Below are 14,724 nucleotides of genomic sequence, written 5' to 3'. Positions count from 1 at the left end.
CTTTTTTTCTTCCGCTTCTCTTGCTTCCCATCCGCTTCTCTTACTTCCCCCTCTCTCCATTCTCCATATATCTCTGTATCTCTGTATCTCTGTATCTCTGTATCTCTGTATCTCTGTATCAGCCTGGCTCCTGACTCAGCAGCCAGGCAAATTTTTGGCGCAGCCGCAATGGCCGTGCCGCTGGTGTAATTTGCTGGCGGCACGGGTTATGGGAGCTAACCGAGTCAGGACAGACAGATGATATGGGCGGCAGGCTCTGCCGCGTACAGCTCGGCAACGGTATCGGCACGATTGGTTAATACCGCATTTTGATTGATGGAGCCTTTGTCGGTAATTTCATGGGCATCCAGCTGTGGTGGCCGGGCTTCAATGACCAAGCGCTGAATCCGGTTGGAGCTGCCGGTTGACGAGGCGGCCATTTCAGTGAGCAGGCGTCCGAAGACCTCGCGGGTGCGGGGGTGTGATACCAACTCGCTGGCGCTGGCGTCGGCGGGCAGTTCCGTTAGCTGATGCAGTTGCGACAGGTCGGGGAAGACCAGTATCGAAATATAGCCCCGGTCGCGGCCCGCAATCACCAGGTCTTGCACGTAGGGCGCGCAATGGTGGATTACAAACGGTCGCAGACTGCCGACGCTGACCCAGGTGCCGGTATCCAGTTTGAAGTCTTCCGACACTCGACCATCGAAGTAAAATCCCCGATCGGGCTGTTGTTCATCAATAAACTTGAGGGCATCACCGAGACAGTAAAAGCCTTCTTCATCGTAAGCGGTGGCGGTTTTCTCTGCATCGCGCCAGTAGCCCGGAGTAATACTGAGGCCACGGATACGGGCTTCAAGCTTGCCGCCATTGGGCACCAGTTTGATGTCGGTACCCGGCGCGGGTACTCCAACCACACCGGAAGCGCACTCTTCTATTGAAGCGAACAACGCAGCCGGGCCGGTTTCGGTTGAGCCAAGGCCCGTCAGCATCGGGACTTTTCTACCCGTGTGCTGAATCGCCAGTTCATCCAGTGCATCCCATACATGCTGGGCCAGACCGGCACCGGCGAAGTACATGACGTTCAGGTGGCGGTAAAAGTTGGCGGCGACATCGGGGTTGTCTTTCAGCCCCTGGGCCAGCAATTCAAAGCCTTTGGGCACGTTAAAATACACCGTCGGCGAAATATCGCGCAGATTGTCGAGCGTGACCGGCATGGCTTTGGGGACAGGTTTGCCCTGGTCGATATACAGTGAACCACCGTTGAACAGTACCAGGCCGACGTTGTGGTTGCCGCCAAAGGTGTGGTTCCACGGCAGCCAGTCGACCACTACCGGTGGTTGTTGCTGCACAAAGGCCAGTACGCTGGCGAGCATGGCCTGGTTGGCGCAGAGCATTTTATGGGTGTTGATCACCCCTTTGGGCATGCCCGTGGAGCCGGAGGTAAAAAGAAATTTGGCGATACTGCTGGCACTGACGGCCCGGTTGGCCTGATCGACGGCAGCGGTCACTGTGGTGTTGATCAGGGTATCAAATGGGGTCAGCACTCCTTCCAGACCGTCGTTGCCGTGGGCAGATACAACCGCGACCACAGGCAAACCGGGTAATACGGCATCAATGGCATCACGGTATGGTCCGAGGTTGTCGGCAAATACCAGTCCCGGGGTCAGGGTTTCGACGATATGGCGCAGTTTGCCAAAATCGGTAGAAATGGTGGAGTAGGCCGTAGAAACAGGAGCATAGGGAATACCGACGTACATGGCAGCCAGTGCCAGCAGCAGGTGTTCGCTGCTGTTGCCCGACAGAATCACAATCGGCCGCTCCTGACTCAGGGGTTCGCCGTCGATGCGCAGATCCAGTAACCATTGGGCGATGGCCCGTACGCGGCAGCGGGTGTCGGCATAGTTAAGGGTTTGCCAGTGCTGGTGGTCGGTACCGGCCTGGGGGCGCTGGCTGACAAACGGCCGCTCCGGGGTCTGTGTTGCCCAGTAGTCCAGGCGGTCGGTAATACGTTCCGGATAGTCGCACAGCTCTCCGACCGAACGGATAATGCGACTGCCATCTTCGCGGTGTTCAACATCGACCCGATGGGTCACGACATGGACAGGATGAAAATCGGCAAGCATGTTGAGGCTCCATGATGCACTTTTTATGATTATTTGCATCGAGTGTGAGTTGTTATTGGTTGGTCATGCTGGCTGCCGGGTTTATCCGGCGGCGTTAAAGTCGAAATCTTTCAGGCCGTTATCGGCATCAGCTACTGTGGCTAAGAGCGCCTGGATACGGGGCATCTCATGGGCAAAATAGAAGCGGGCCTGGGCGATCAGGTTGCGATGATAGTCGGCATCACTGTCGCCTCGTATACAGGCCTGATCGGCCAGTAAAGCCAGCTGCCAGCCAACGCAGAGTATTCCCAGTGCGTCGAGCAAAGGCACAGACCCGGCATGTAATCGAGTCTGCTCACTTGTCTTGTTGGCGCTGTCGAGCAGGGCTTCTAGCTGGTTCTGCATCGCCGCGACGGAATGAATCAGATTGCTCTGTAATTCAGCCAATGGCGTCGCCAGTCGATCGGCATCCTGGTGGATATGCCGTAGCAGGCACCGCAAGGCGGTTCCCTTATCGGCCAGTATTTTGCGGAATAGCAGGTCGCGTGCCTGAATGCCGGTGGTGCCTTCGTAAATGGTGATGATGCGGGCGTCGCGCATAAACTGGGCAATACCGGTTTCTTCAACAAAACCCATGCCACCAAATACCTGCAAACAGGTGTAGCTCATCTGGTTGCCCTGTTCGGTGCCAAAGGCTTTGAATACCGGCGTCAGCAGGGCAATTTGCCCCCGCAGTTGCTGGCGTTGCTGCTCATCGCTGCTGTGTTCAGCCAGATCAATCCAGGCTGCCAGCAGATACCCCAGTGCTCGCAGACCCATGGTCTGGCTGCGCATCGTCAGCAGCATACGCTGCACATCCGGGTGCTGGTTGATGGTGACCCGGGTGCCGTTCTGGAAGTGGCTGCCCTGACTGCGCTCCTGGGCGTAACGCAGGGCGTGCTGGTAACTGAGTTCACCAAACCCGACCCCTTGCATGCCGGTGCTGAGACGGGCTTCGTTCATCAGTACAAACATGGCCATCAGGCCTTGGTTTTCAGCGCCGATCAGCTCGCCAATACAGTCGTCGTGGTCGCCATAACTTATCGAACAGGTGGGGCTGCCGTGCAGACCCATCTTGTGTTCAATGCCGCTACAGACCACATCATTGTGTGCACCCAGTGAGCCATCAGCTTCGATGCGGTATTTCGGTACCGCAAACAGGGAAATACCGCGACTGCCTGCCGGTGCATCCGGGGTACGGGCCAGCACCAGATGGATGATATTGGCAGCCATGTCGTGCTCACCATAGGTGATAAAAATCTTCTGCCCCTTGATGCGATAGTCGCCATTCGCCAGCGGTGTGGCTTTGGTGGTGGTCGCAGCCAGGTCGGAACCAGCACCCGGTTCGGTCAGCGCCATGGCGATGGTCCACTGGCCACTGGCGAGGGGTTCGAGATAACGCTGTTGTTGTGTGGCGCTGCCAAAGTGCCGCAGGATATCGCTGCCACCCTGGTTGAGGGCGTGGAACATCACAAAAGCCAGATTGGCCGATAGCCACATCTCGTTTACTGGCTGGGCGATAAACCGGGGCAGTGCCTGCCCTCCCGCGGCTTCTGTCATGGCCAGCCCCATCCAGCCGTTATCGCAGAACTGTTGATAGGCTTGTTGCCAGCCCGGTGGGGTGATGACGGTGCCATTGTCGAAGCGGCAGCCTTGCTGGTCGCCCACCTGATTGAGGGGTGACAGTACCCCAGTGGCAAATTTGGCGGCTTCGGCCAGAATTGTATTGGCGAAATCAGGGGTCAGCTCAGCCAGTACCTCGATCTGGTCCAGACCTGTGTGCTGGCGTACCAGTTCGAGGGTAAACTGCATGTCTTTTAAGGGTGCCAGATATTCACTCATTGCCACTCTCCCTATTTTGCCGCCATGCGGATCGCGCCATCCAGACGGATGGTTTCGCCATTCAGCATGCAGTTTTCAAAAATCTGCTGCACCAGTTGGGCAAACTCGTCCGGCTCCCCCAGTCGTGCTGGAAAAGGGACTGCAGCGCCGAGGGATTGCTGCACTTCGTCGGGTAGTACCGCCATCATGGGGGTTTTGAACAATCCCGGGGCAATGGTCATTACCCGAATACCGAAGCGGGCCAGTTCCCGGGCAATCGGTAGCGTCATGGCGACCACTCCGGCCTTGGATGCGGCATAACCGGCCTGGCCAATCTGGCCATCAAAAGCGGCGACAGATGCGGTATTGATAATGACGCCACGTTCACCGGTGGCTTCCTGTTCGTTGTGTTGCATCTGGTCGGCACACAGGCGAATCATATTGAAGGTGCCGAGCAGGTTAATATTCAGTGCTCTCTGGAAAGAGGACAGCCGGTGAGGCCCTTCGCGGCCGATAACACGCTCAGCCCCCGGAATACCAGCGCAGTTAACCAGTCCGAAGAGGCTGCCGAAGCGTTCAATACCTTGATGGATGGCGCTGGCTACGGCGTCTTCTGCAGTAATATCGCAGTGACAAAACAGGCTGCTGCCCGGGAAGTCCGCCGCCAGCCGGGTGGCTAGTCGATTACCGGTTTCGGCATTGATGTCGACCAATGTCACGCGAGCGCCCTGGCTAAGCAGACGGCGGGCAACGGCTTCACCGAGGCCAGAACCGGCACCGGTGACCAGACAATGTTTATTGGCAAGATTCATGGATCACTCCTTCTTCACAAAATTGGATGCAACGACTCGGGTTCATAAACAATCGAACGGGTGTCAGGATGATTTTTTGCGATTAAGAAAGGCGTCGATCCGTTCTTTGACCTCGCCACTGGTCTGGGTCATGCCGGTCAGCAACGATTCGGTAAACAGGCCGTCGTCGCTGGCCATATTGTTGATACGAGCCAGACCGGAAGCCATTGCCCAGTTGGAAAGACGGGAATTGCTGGCGATGGTGGCGGCCAATTCCTGGGCTTTTGCCAGGGCGCTGCCCTGCGGCACAACATAATGAGCCAGCCCCAGACGTTCCCCGTCGCTGGCTGAGAGTGTGCGACCCGTCAGCATCATCTCGGTCATGCGGCCATGGCCTATGGTCTGCGCCACCCGAACAGAGGCGCCACCACCAACAAAAATACCGTGGCGACCTTCGGGCAAGCGGTAGAAGGTTGTCTCGTCGGAGACCCGGACGTGGGCACAAATCGCCAACTCCAGACCACCACCAATCACGGCACCATGCAGCGCTGCCACAATCGGAATACCGCTGTTGCTGATATGGCTGAAGACGCGGTGCCACATGCGCGAATGCACAACCACTTCAAATGGTTCTCGGGCGGTATGTTCCGACAGGTCGAGGCCGGAGCAGAACTCCGGGCCGTTGCCTGAGAACAGTACGACGCTGACGTCCTTGGGCATATTGATAAAGACCTGTTCGATCTCCAGGCACAGGGCATCGTTGATGGCGTTCTTTTTGTTTGGGCGGTTCAGGGTCAGATGGCCAATATGGTTGTCGACACGGAACGTCAGGTGTTGATAGTTATTCATGAGCGGGCCTCTCCGGCGTTATTGTTGTTAGTTATCCGCTGAAACCAGTCATTCGGATATTTGTTGTTTTTAAATATAGTTTATACGTACAACAGTTTGCAACCCATAACTTCGTCATATCAACAGGTGATGTCAGAGAGGCGAAAAACACGCTTGGTCATTAATGGGTATGAAATCAACTGTTGTTGACATAAACAATTTGTCGGGACAAACTCATTGACGCAAGGTGACAGGCCTGTGTCGGCCAGCCTTGAACGAACCAATAAAAATAAAAAGGTATGAATCATGAAAATCAAAAACCTGCTGGTTGCACTGGGTGTGACGCTGGGCAGTCTGACGACAGCTTTCCATGCCCAGGCGGCAGAACCGGAATACACCTTCAAGCTGCATCATTTTCTGCCACCCATGGCGATGGCTCATAAAAAAATTCTGCAACCATGGGCCGACAAGGTGATGAAAGAATCTGGAGGACGTATCAAGATCGACGTCTTCCCGGCGATGCAACTGGGTGGTAAACCGCCGCAGCTACTCGATCAGGTCCGTAAAGGGGTGGTGGATATTTCCTGGACGGTGGGAGGCTATACACCGGGCCGTTTCCCGAAAGCCAGTGTGTTTGAATTGCCCTTTATGGCAGCCAGTGCCGAAGCCACCAGTATGGCGCTGCAAGAATATGGCGAAGAAGAAATGCAGGACGAGCTGAGTGATGTACACGTACTGGCGCTGCACACCCATGCCCCCGGCTCCTTGCATTCCCGGGGCGAGCTGCTGAAAACCTCGGCGGACGTCAAAGGCTTGAAACTACGTGCGCCGAACAAAGCCATGGCGGAAGCGTTCGATATCATGGGCGCGGCACCGGTCTTTATGCCAGTGACACAAATGTCGAGTGCCCTGTCGAAAGGTATTCTTGATGTGGCCGCCTTGCCGTTCGAAGTGGTTGTCCCGATGAAAATCAACCAATTGACCAATAACCATACGCTGGTCAGTGGTGATCGTGGCCTGTATACCCAGTTTTTTGTGTTCAGTATGAACAAAAAAACCTATGCCAAACTGCCTGCCGAGCTGAAAAAAGTCATCGATAATAACGCAGGAATAGAGCTGTCTCGCCATATCGGCAGCTTGTTTGACCAGTCCGAACAGGCCGGGTATGACATTACGGCTGCAGGGGGAAATCATTTCTATACCTTGCCGGCATCGGAAGCCGCCCACTGGAAAAAACAGATGCAACCGGTGACGGATGCCTGGATTAACGATATGACGGATGATGGCCTGAATGGCCAGGCCCTGTACAACAAAGCCAACGCGCTGATTACCAAGTACCAGCAGCAAACCGGTTCCTGAGCGTTTGCCGGTACTGTGACCGGCGGCTCGACTATCCACACTCTTTAGGGTAGGGATAGGGGCAGGGGCAGCCGTCAGTTTCGGGTAAATGATGTGTGGTTTGAGAACGGTTTAACAAACAACAATTGCCCGGAGAACAATTGTTGTTTGCTATACTGGCGGCTGTGATTATTTTTTACTCCGCAGCCTCTGGGCTGTTCCGACACCAGGCATCTTATGGCAACTTCTGGCTCATCTTCTGATTCTCTCGATTTTGGTATTTTGCACGATCTGATTGGTTATCGCCTGCGTCGCACCCAGCTGGTTTTTTTTAACCGCTTTGCGGAAGCCTGCACCGATCTGGGTATCAGCCCCGGCCTGTTTGGAGTACTGGTGCTGGTAACGCGTAATCCTGGCCGCACCCAGACTGCCATTGCCCAGGCATTGGGTAATGATCGTTCGGCCATGGTAGCAGCGGTCGACAAACTGGAAAAAATGGATCTGGTCGAGCGCCGTCCATCCCTGAATGATCGCCGTTCCTATGCACTTTATCTGACCGAACACGGCGAACGTTTTTATCAGACCATTGAAAACCGGGTGAAAGAGCAGGAACGTGCGCTGGAAGCGCGACTGGAAGCCGGTGAAAAAGACCTGCTGATCGATATGCTCGCCCGTCTGTGTCAGCCGGACTCTCACGACAATACCTGATGTTCATCCCATCGTTGCGGAAAGGAACGGACTTGCGTCATGGCACGCGGATGAAAAAGACCTTTTAATTGATATGCACCAACGGCTTTGTCAGTCTGGACATCACCGCGAAGGGCGATGGCTGTAAAGCCGGGTAGCGCTCTCGTTATCGATACTGAACAGACTCACAAAACAGACGAAGAGGGTGGCATGTCCGTTTCCCTGTTGTACGTCAGCGGCGTTGAGCTGCAAGCCTGGATTGACGATCTGGCACGATTACGCATACAAGTATTTCGGGAATATCCCTATCTGTACCAGGGTTCTGCTGCATACGAGCGGCAGTATCTGCAGACCTATACCGGTTCTGGTGCGGCAATGGCGATCCTGGCCATTGATGATTGTTTGCCGCCGGGTCAACAGGTTGTTGGTGCTTCAACCGGCATCCCCATGGGTTATGAAGACGCTGCCTTCCGACAGCCGTTTGAACGGGCCGGTATGAATACCTCCCGGCTGTTTTATTGTGCTGAATCGGTGTTGTTACCCGCTTACCGTGGACAAGGAATCTATCGCGGATTTTTTGCCGGACGGGAAAAGCACGCACGAGGTCAGGGCAGCTTTGATGCCCTGTGTTTTTGCGCCGTGGTACGACCACCGCAGCACCCGCTGAAACCGGCCGACTATCGGCCGTTGGATAAGGTCTGGCAGCACTTTGGCTACCGGCCATGCCCGGATCTGATAACGCATTACGACTGGCAGGATATTGATCAGGATGCCGCCAGTGCCCACCCCATGATGTTCTGGATGAAATCACTGTGACTACAAACACTGCGACTACCTTGCGCGTTGCAACCGCCGCCTACGAGGTTGGCTTTCTGGCCAGTTTTGCCGACTGGCAAAAAAAAATATCGGCTTTGGTGGCAGAAGCCGCCGAGGACGGTGCGAAAGTACTGCTGCTGCCAGAATATGTATCGCTGGAACTGACCTCGCTGTTTCCTCCGGCGGTGTACCAGTCACTGAAGCAGCAACTGATCGAGCTGCAAGGGCTACGAGTGCCATTTGTGGCCGAATTTGTGCGGCTGGCAAAGCAACACCAGGTGGTGATCGCTGCTGGCACCTTCCCGGTTGGGCTGGCAACGGTGGCGGGCTGGGAACAATACGTTAACCGCTGTTATCTGTGTTACCCCTCGGGTGAAGTGCACTGGCAGGACAAGCTGCAAATGACCCGTTTTGAACGCGAGCAATGGGGCATCTCGGCAGGGGATGAGTTGCGTGTTTTTGATACACCCTTTGGCCGACTGGCGATCAATATCTGTTACGACAGTGAATTCCCGCTGTTTGCCCATCAGCAAGTGGCCCAGGGGGCCGATCTGATTCTGGTGCCTTCCTGCACCGATACACTGGCAGGGTACCACCGGGTACAGTTGAGCTGTCGGGCACGGGCGTTGGAAAACCAGTGCTTTGTGTTGCAGTCCCCCACGGTGGGTGAGGCGGCCTGGTCTCCGGCAATTGATGTGAACTACGGTGCTGCCGGTATTTACTCACCGGTGGATTATGGTTTTCCGGATGACGGCATCATCACCCGCTTACCCACCAACCAGCCGGGCTGGTGTTATGCCGACCTGGATCTGGCTGAACTGGCCCATGTGCGCAAGGCGGGCCAGGTGTTCAACTATCGCGACTGGGATGGGCAATACCCGTTTGTGACTCCGCCTCTTGCCGATAAGCCAACGGAATAAGCCGGCAAGACAGATAACGGCTGCGACCCTGGTGCGTAGTCCGCTTCAGGGTCTCGTCTGGGGCTAGATGCGGTGATTATCCGGCAACCGATGTTTTGGGTGACGCCAGGGTACGCACGGTAAAGCCGAACAACGCCGCCGCCAGCATCATGCAAATCATCGCCTTGGGTGAGCCGTCCGAGAAGCTGCTGACCACCGACCCGGCAATCCCTCCACTGGCAAAACCCATGGCACCCACCAGCGCTGTGGCGGTACCGGCCAGGTGAGGGAAAAATTCGGTGATGGACGAGGTTGCATTGGCGACCACAAAGCCATGACTGCCGACATACAGCATCAGCATCAAGGTTAACAGCCAGACCGACAGTTGGTCGAACAGGAACACATAGCCGATCATCAGCAGCGCCATGGTGATCTGGATTTTCTGTCCGATACCAATCAGCACCGGTGGATCAAGCCGTTTCAACAAGTGCAGATTGACCTTGCTCATCGACAGCATGGTGAACACCACACAGCCAAATACGAGGGGATAAACGGTTTCAGTCAAACCAAAATAGCCCATAAAAATACCCGGGGATGAGGTGACAAACGACAGCATGCCAGCGTATGCGCCACAGGTTGAGGCGATAAACCCCCAGACCCGCGGATCACCCAGCACCTGCCAGTAGTTACGCAGCGGATTACCTCCGGTACGGACTTTGCGGGTTTCCGGCAAGCGGTAATAAAACAGCGCAATCAACAACAGGGCATACACCAGCAAAAAGCCGAAAATGGCATGCCAGCCCAGCAGTTTCAGAATAAACATACCCAGCAGCGGCGCAATCAGCGGCGCAACCATCATGACCTGAATAACCCGGATCATGGCCGAAGCACCTTCACGGCCACTGGCAAGGTCGCGAATAATCGCGGTGCTGTTGACGACGGCGAGTCCACCGCCGAGGGCCTGCACGGCCCGGAAGACCAACATTTCATCCAGCGATTGCGACAGCAGGATACCGCCGGCACCGACAGCAAAAATGGCCAGCCCGGTAATCACCATGGTGCGACGACCATAACGATCCGACAACGGCCCACCCAGCAGTTGCCCAAGGCTGAAACCCATCAGAAAAACACTGACCGACAGTTCAACCTCGTGCAGTGATTTACTGAACTCACTGGCGATTACAGGTACTGCGGATAAATAGATATCAGTGCCCAAAGGCGCCAGCGCTGTTAACGCTGAAAGCATTAACAAGAAGCCAGGGGTCAGGCGAGCCGTCATAGCAGACATAATTCTCCGGAAAGACAAAAAACGTACCACGCCGGTTGGATAACCACGAGCGTTGGCAATAAATTCAGATAGAACGCCGAGAGCTGCTCGACATCCGGACGATGGCCGGTGTTATAGGGCGACCTCGTCACCGACCGCTCGTGCAGCATAAAAAACGCAGGCTGGATTCAGGAAGAAGGGTGCCGGATCAAGTAGCTGGCGAAAACACGCTGTTCCCACCGATGGTTGTTATCAACCGGCTGGAGAAACAGAGACGCGACCATACAGTATGAAGCTTAATGCTATCAATAGATGTTCCCGGTATGAATTGATCCGTAATCGACAACAATAACCATTCTGTTCAACAAGCCTGTTTAGCCAGGGAGAATTGGCGTCAATGGCCCTGATGGCTGATGGCTGATGGCTGATGGCTGATGGTTGGTGGTTGGTGGCTGGTGGCTGGTGGTCTCGATATGGCTGGCATAGTAATCAGTCAGTGCGCCAGTGCAAGTAGCCGGAGTATAGGAGCCGGAGTATAGGAGAAGAGAAGGGGATTCAGTAACAGAGAGAACGCTGGCGATCCGATCAGCCCCATCCCTGGGGCGTAATATCACGATACCGCTGAAAATACCCGGGCAAAGCTGGACTGCTCATGAATATCAATCGGCAGCCGCAGCTTGCGAGAGATATCGCTGGCGGAAAACAACCCACGAATAGTGTGATTGTCTTGATCAATCACCAAACAATGTTGCTGGTGATTGTCTTGCAGGAAATTCACCACATTCCCAATCGTCGACTTATCCAGCTCGGCATAATCCAGCGCCACCAGATCTTTTTTGCGCACCATCAGCTCCGCCACCAGCACTTCTTTCAGGCTGCGCAAGCCGGTATTGGCTGCTTGCAACAGAACGTACTGATCGGATAGATGCTCTGCTCCAATAACGCCCAGAAACTGATTGTGTTCATCCACCACCAGCTTCAGGCGTACATGGGTTTTGATCATCATGTTGCGGGCTTCAAGGGCGGTCATCGAGGCATCAACCACCATGGGCTCATGGTCGATAAAATCGGTAAAAACCGTCTTGGCAGGGCTATTCATGGAGATACACACCGGTTTTTCCGGGAAGGCCAGATCATCAATGCTCTGGACGGAATGCAGGGTCAATTTGCTCATAAGAAATACTCCACGGCCTGTGGCGCACAGCGGCGTCCCAGTCAGGCCAAATTCTGATTGTTGGGTACAAAAACGTCAGGCGTTGTCCAGGCCACTCCGTACGGGAGCCTGGGAATCAGAATGAAGGAGGAGGGCCGCGCGCCCGGAGGCTGTCGCGCTGACGTGTCAGATAACCCGAGAGCGGGGCAAAGAACAAGACGGCGGTCAGGACCAGAGTGAGCAGTTGAAAAGGGGAAGCGACGCTGAAATAGTGGCGATCGTTATCATGATCCAGCAGGGCTGGCAGATCGCTGAAGGTGAGCTGGTTACTCCAGAGGACGTTGTGCTCGCCCCGGGTATCCAGCAGATTGAGTGCCCCTAACGTACCGAGCAGAGCAATACAGACACAGAGGCGCAGCATTATGCGACGATTGATCATGTGCTCCCCCTGTTGAATACGTGATGGTGTACTGCTCCAGTATAGACAGATAACTGGCATCAGGTTCAGTACGAGACGCATTAAAACAGGACAACCTCTCCGCTTGTATCCACCGCACCGTCACAGCCCTGGCGGGCACAAGCTGGCCACCGGCCTAGCCCAAATCACCACCACCAACCGGAATCACCGAACCGGTCAGGTAAGACGACTCATCCGACGCCAGAAACAGAATCGCATCGGCTTGCTCCTGCAAGGTGGAATAACGTTTCATCAGGGTTGAGTCGACGGTCTGGTCGACAATCTGCTGATACCAGATGGCTTCCTGTTTGCTTTGCTTGTTGGTGTTGCGGGGAATCCGGCGTGGGGCTGCATCAGTACCGCCCGGTGCGGTGGCGTTGACGCGGATGCCGTATTCGGCGTTCTCGAATGCCAGGCAGGCCGTGATGGCATTGACGCCGCCCTTGGCAGCCGCATACGGCACGCGATTACGGCTCCGGGTGGCAATGGACGACACATTCACAATGGTGCCGCTGCGTTGCGCCTGCATGGTATCGAGCACCGCATGACAGCCCCACAAGGTCGGGAACAACGAGCGGCGGATTTCTTTTTCAATCTGGGTCGGCTTGTAGGCTTCATAGGGTTTGGCCCAGATGGTGCCACCAACGTTATTCACCAGCACATCGACCCGGCCCAGCTCCGCAATGACCGAACGAATGGCGTCGTTGGCACTTTTGAACTGCTCCAGATTGGCGAGCCGGTGAATGGTGTTGGGTGAGCCTGCGGCAAGACAGGCTGCAACCACTTCTTCGACGATGGGCGACAGATCGATCAGCGCCAGTATTGCGCCTTCCGCCGCCAGGGATTCCGCCACCGTCCGGCCAATACCCTGAGCGGCACCGGTGACAATAACGACTTTATTTTCAAAACGAGAGGGACGCATAAGGTGTTCTCCTGAAGCGGGGCGATGTGCCAGACACACCGCCACAAACGGGCGCGGATCAACTGGAAGCAAATTTCTCGTAATAGAAATTCACCGGCTGGATGCCTTTGTCGGTGATAAAACCGTTGACGGCGTCGACCATGGGTGGTGGCCCGCAGAGGTAAATATCGAGGTCGCCGTGGTGTAATACGGCGTCGTTCATATGATGGGTTACAAACCCTTTTACCGGGTACTCTGCCTCCGGGTTGGCGGCACAGGCGGTAAAACTGAAGTTGTCGATGCGGGCTGCCAAGCCTTCCAGAGTGTCCAGTTCAACCAGATCGCTGTCGTTGGTAACGCCGTAAATCAGATGTACGGGTTGCGGGCAGCCATCGCGTTCGAGTTTTTCCAGCATCGCCAGAAACGGCGCCAGACCGGTACCGCCCGCCAGCATCAACAGCGGACGTTTGACATCCCGCAGGTAGAAGCTGCCGAACGGGCCGCGCAAGGTCATGCTATCGCCCGGCTTGGCATCGTGGGTCAGCCAGTGGCTCATCAAACCGTCCGGTACCACCCGCACCAGAAACGACACTGCGCCGCTGTCTGCCTGCACCAGTGAGCTGAACGAATAGGCCCGGCTCTGATCGGTGCCAGGTACTTGCAGATTGACGTATTGCCCCGGCAAAAAATGCAGGGCACGAACCTGATCACTGGCCAGGGTAAAGCTGAGGGTAGAAGGTGACAGCCGGTCAAGCTCGACCACCTCGGCATGAATATCCGCCATCTGGGTCTGTACACACAGGGATGACAGCGCCGGGACGTTAATCACGCAATCCGTTTCTGCCACCATGCAACAGGTAAGCACCTTGCCTGCTTCTGCTTCCTGCTCGGACAGGGCGTCGTCTATGTAATCGTCCATCTCGAACTGGCCGGATTCCCATTGGCATTTGCAGGTACCGCAGGCACCGTCTCGGCAGTCCATCGGAATATTGATTTGCGAGCGGTAGGCGGCATCGGCCACGGTTTCGCCCGCCATGGCGTCGATAAAACGGGTAACTCCGTCTTCAAAATTGAGGGCTACTTTGGGCATAGCGGTATCTCCAGCCTTTGTTGAGGGCTTTTGTTGTTATGTGGCAGCGCACCGGCCAGCGTCTTACACGTGATAGATGTCGACGACGTGATGAATGTAGTCATTCTTGATCACAACGGTTTTCTGCAGGATCTTCAGGCCGGCTTCGGTCTTGATCAGCGTGACAAAGGCGTTGCCGAAATAAGAATCCACGGTGTGGTAACGCATGCTGTGGGTGCACCAGTTGTAGCGGATCTCGCAGCGGTCACCATGGTCGGCAACAATTTCAACATTGCTGGTGTTATGGCTGGTGCGCGGCTCCGGCAAACTGGAGGCGCTGGAGCGTTCGGTCTTGATACGGAACACCCGGTCTTCGAGGCCATCGCGACGGCGGTAATACATCAGCGAGACGTGGGCCTGGGGATCGGTCACCAGCTCGCCATCGTCATCCCAGCTGGGAATCCAGAACTCGGCTTCCGGGTCGTAGTGTTCCAGCCACTGGTCCCACTGTTTGTCATCCAGCGCCCGGGCTTCGGAGTAGAGAAAATTCAGAATCTGTTGGTAATCAAAGCTCATG

The 14,724-nt window shown here is 55.5% G+C and carries 14 protein-coding genes; 4 read left to right on the top strand and 10 right to left on the bottom strand.

The window, feature by feature from the left end; translation table 11 throughout:
- Nucleotides 1–224 precede the first annotated feature (224 nt).
- From Q8W32_RS08995 to Q8W32_RS08980, 4 genes are all read right to left on the bottom strand, one after another.
- Nucleotides 225–2,102, bottom strand: coding sequence for a feruloyl-CoA synthase (locus Q8W32_RS08995; RefSeq protein ID WP_305414609.1), 1,878 nt, complete (start codon nucleotides 2,100–2,102; stop codon nucleotides 225–227).
- Between the two features lie 81 nt (nucleotides 2,103–2,183).
- On the bottom strand, nucleotides 2,184–3,962 hold the full coding sequence (locus Q8W32_RS08990) for an acyl-CoA dehydrogenase (protein ID WP_305414608.1): 1,779 nt from the start codon (nucleotides 3,960–3,962) through the stop codon (nucleotides 2,184–2,186).
- An 11-nt stretch (nucleotides 3,963–3,973) separates the two neighbouring features.
- Entirely contained in the window at nucleotides 3,974–4,753 is a 780-nt protein-coding gene (locus tag Q8W32_RS08985; protein WP_303433540.1) for a 3-hydroxyacyl-CoA dehydrogenase, read from the bottom strand.
- 63 nt (nucleotides 4,754–4,816) lie between these two features.
- Entirely contained in the window at nucleotides 4,817–5,581 is a 765-nt protein-coding gene (locus tag Q8W32_RS08980; RefSeq protein WP_305414607.1) for a crotonase/enoyl-CoA hydratase family protein, read from the bottom strand.
- Between the two features lie 285 nt (nucleotides 5,582–5,866).
- Between Q8W32_RS08980 and Q8W32_RS08975 the strand changes: the two genes are divergently transcribed.
- The 4 genes from Q8W32_RS08975 to Q8W32_RS08960 all read left to right on the top strand — a co-directional run bounded on the left by Q8W32_RS08975 (nucleotide 5,867) and on the right by Q8W32_RS08960 (nucleotide 9,321).
- Nucleotides 5,867–6,919: a TRAP transporter substrate-binding protein gene (locus Q8W32_RS08975; protein WP_305414605.1), complete on the top strand. Its 1,053-nt coding sequence runs from the start codon at nucleotides 5,867–5,869 to the stop codon at nucleotides 6,917–6,919.
- Nucleotides 6,920–7,135: 216 nt separating this feature from the next.
- On the top strand, nucleotides 7,136–7,606 hold the full coding sequence (locus Q8W32_RS08970) for a MarR family winged helix-turn-helix transcriptional regulator (protein WP_303433545.1): 471 nt from the start codon (nucleotides 7,136–7,138) through the stop codon (nucleotides 7,604–7,606).
- Between the two features lie 189 nt (nucleotides 7,607–7,795).
- Nucleotides 7,796–8,401: a GNAT family N-acetyltransferase gene (locus Q8W32_RS08965; protein WP_303433547.1), complete on the top strand. Its 606-nt coding sequence runs from the start codon at nucleotides 7,796–7,798 to the stop codon at nucleotides 8,399–8,401.
- Nucleotides 8,398–9,321, top strand: coding sequence for a carbon-nitrogen hydrolase family protein (locus tag Q8W32_RS08960; RefSeq protein WP_305414603.1), 924 nt, complete (start codon nucleotides 8,398–8,400; stop codon nucleotides 9,319–9,321). Before Q8W32_RS08965 ends, Q8W32_RS08960 begins: the two co-directional genes overlap by 4 nt.
- 76 nt (nucleotides 9,322–9,397) lie before the next feature.
- On the opposite strand, the gene Q8W32_RS08955 is transcribed toward Q8W32_RS08960, so the two are convergent.
- The 6 genes from Q8W32_RS08955 to benB form a co-directional block, all read right to left on the bottom strand.
- Entirely contained in the window at nucleotides 9,398–10,588 is a 1,191-nt protein-coding gene (locus tag Q8W32_RS08955; RefSeq protein ID WP_303433550.1) for a multidrug effflux MFS transporter, read from the bottom strand.
- A gap of 589 nt (nucleotides 10,589–11,177) precedes the next feature.
- Complete coding sequence (locus Q8W32_RS08950) at nucleotides 11,178–11,741, bottom strand: CBS domain-containing protein (RefSeq protein ID WP_305414601.1); 564 nt, start codon at nucleotides 11,739–11,741, stop codon at nucleotides 11,178–11,180.
- Nucleotides 11,742–11,856: 115 nt separating this feature from the next.
- Nucleotides 11,857–12,159 (bottom strand): hypothetical protein, encoded by a 303-nt coding sequence (locus Q8W32_RS08945; protein ID WP_305414600.1) that lies wholly within the window; start codon nucleotides 12,157–12,159, stop codon nucleotides 11,857–11,859.
- 154 nt (nucleotides 12,160–12,313) lie between these two features.
- Nucleotides 12,314–13,099 (bottom strand): 1,6-dihydroxycyclohexa-2,4-diene-1-carboxylate dehydrogenase, encoded by a 786-nt coding sequence (locus Q8W32_RS08940; protein ID WP_303433555.1) that lies wholly within the window; start codon nucleotides 13,097–13,099, stop codon nucleotides 12,314–12,316.
- Between the two features lie 58 nt (nucleotides 13,100–13,157).
- Entirely contained in the window at nucleotides 13,158–14,168 is a 1,011-nt protein-coding gene (gene benC / locus Q8W32_RS08935) for a benzoate 1,2-dioxygenase electron transfer component BenC (RefSeq protein ID WP_303433557.1), read from the bottom strand.
- A gap of 63 nt (nucleotides 14,169–14,231) precedes the next feature.
- Nucleotides 14,232–14,723: a benzoate 1,2-dioxygenase small subunit gene (gene benB, locus Q8W32_RS08930; protein ID WP_303433558.1), complete on the bottom strand. Its 492-nt coding sequence runs from the start codon at nucleotides 14,721–14,723 to the stop codon at nucleotides 14,232–14,234.
- Nucleotide 14,724 lies beyond the last annotated feature (1 nt).

The sequence above is a fragment of the Oceanobacter sp. 3_MG-2023 genome (genome assembly GCF_030688925.1).
GTDB lineage: Bacteria > Pseudomonadota > Gammaproteobacteria > Pseudomonadales > Oceanobacteraceae > Oceanobacter.
Note: the sequence above shows the minus strand (reverse complement) of the source record. Positions and strands in the feature narration are given on the sequence as shown.

Excerpts from the sequence above, each read along its gene's own strand:
- Q8W32_RS08995 (WP_305414609.1), bottom strand. The coding sequence starts at position 2,102 with ATGCTTGCCGATTTTCATCCTGTCCATGTCGTGACCCATCGGGTCGAT.
- Q8W32_RS08990 (WP_305414608.1), bottom strand. The coding sequence starts at position 3,962 with ATGAGTGAATATCTGGCACCCTTAAAAGACATGCAGTTTACCCTCGAA.
- Q8W32_RS08985 (WP_303433540.1), bottom strand. The coding sequence starts at position 4,753 with ATGAATCTTGCCAATAAACATTGTCTGGTCACCGGTGCCGGTTCTGGC.
- Q8W32_RS08980 (WP_305414607.1), bottom strand. The coding sequence starts at position 5,581 with ATGAATAACTATCAACACCTGACGTTCCGTGTCGACAACCATATTGGC.
- Q8W32_RS08975 (WP_305414605.1), top strand. The coding sequence starts at position 5,867 with ATGAAAATCAAAAACCTGCTGGTTGCACTGGGTGTGACGCTGGGCAGT.
- Q8W32_RS08970 (WP_303433545.1), top strand. The coding sequence starts at position 7,136 with ATGGCAACTTCTGGCTCATCTTCTGATTCTCTCGATTTTGGTATTTTG.
- Q8W32_RS08965 (WP_303433547.1), top strand. The coding sequence starts at position 7,796 with ATGTCCGTTTCCCTGTTGTACGTCAGCGGCGTTGAGCTGCAAGCCTGG.
- Q8W32_RS08955 (WP_303433550.1), bottom strand. The coding sequence starts at position 10,588 with ATGTCTGCTATGACGGCTCGCCTGACCCCTGGCTTCTTGTTAATGCTT.
- Q8W32_RS08950 (WP_305414601.1), bottom strand. The coding sequence starts at position 11,741 with ATGAGCAAATTGACCCTGCATTCCGTCCAGAGCATTGATGATCTGGCC.
- Q8W32_RS08945 (WP_305414600.1), bottom strand. The coding sequence starts at position 12,159 with ATGATCAATCGTCGCATAATGCTGCGCCTCTGTGTCTGTATTGCTCTG.
- Q8W32_RS08940 (WP_303433555.1), bottom strand. The coding sequence starts at position 13,099 with ATGCGTCCCTCTCGTTTTGAAAATAAAGTCGTTATTGTCACCGGTGCC.
- benC (WP_303433557.1), bottom strand. The coding sequence starts at position 14,168 with ATGCCCAAAGTAGCCCTCAATTTTGAAGACGGAGTTACCCGTTTTATC.
- benB (WP_303433558.1), bottom strand. The coding sequence starts at position 14,723 with ATGAGCTTTGATTACCAACAGATTCTGAATTTTCTCTACTCCGAAGCC.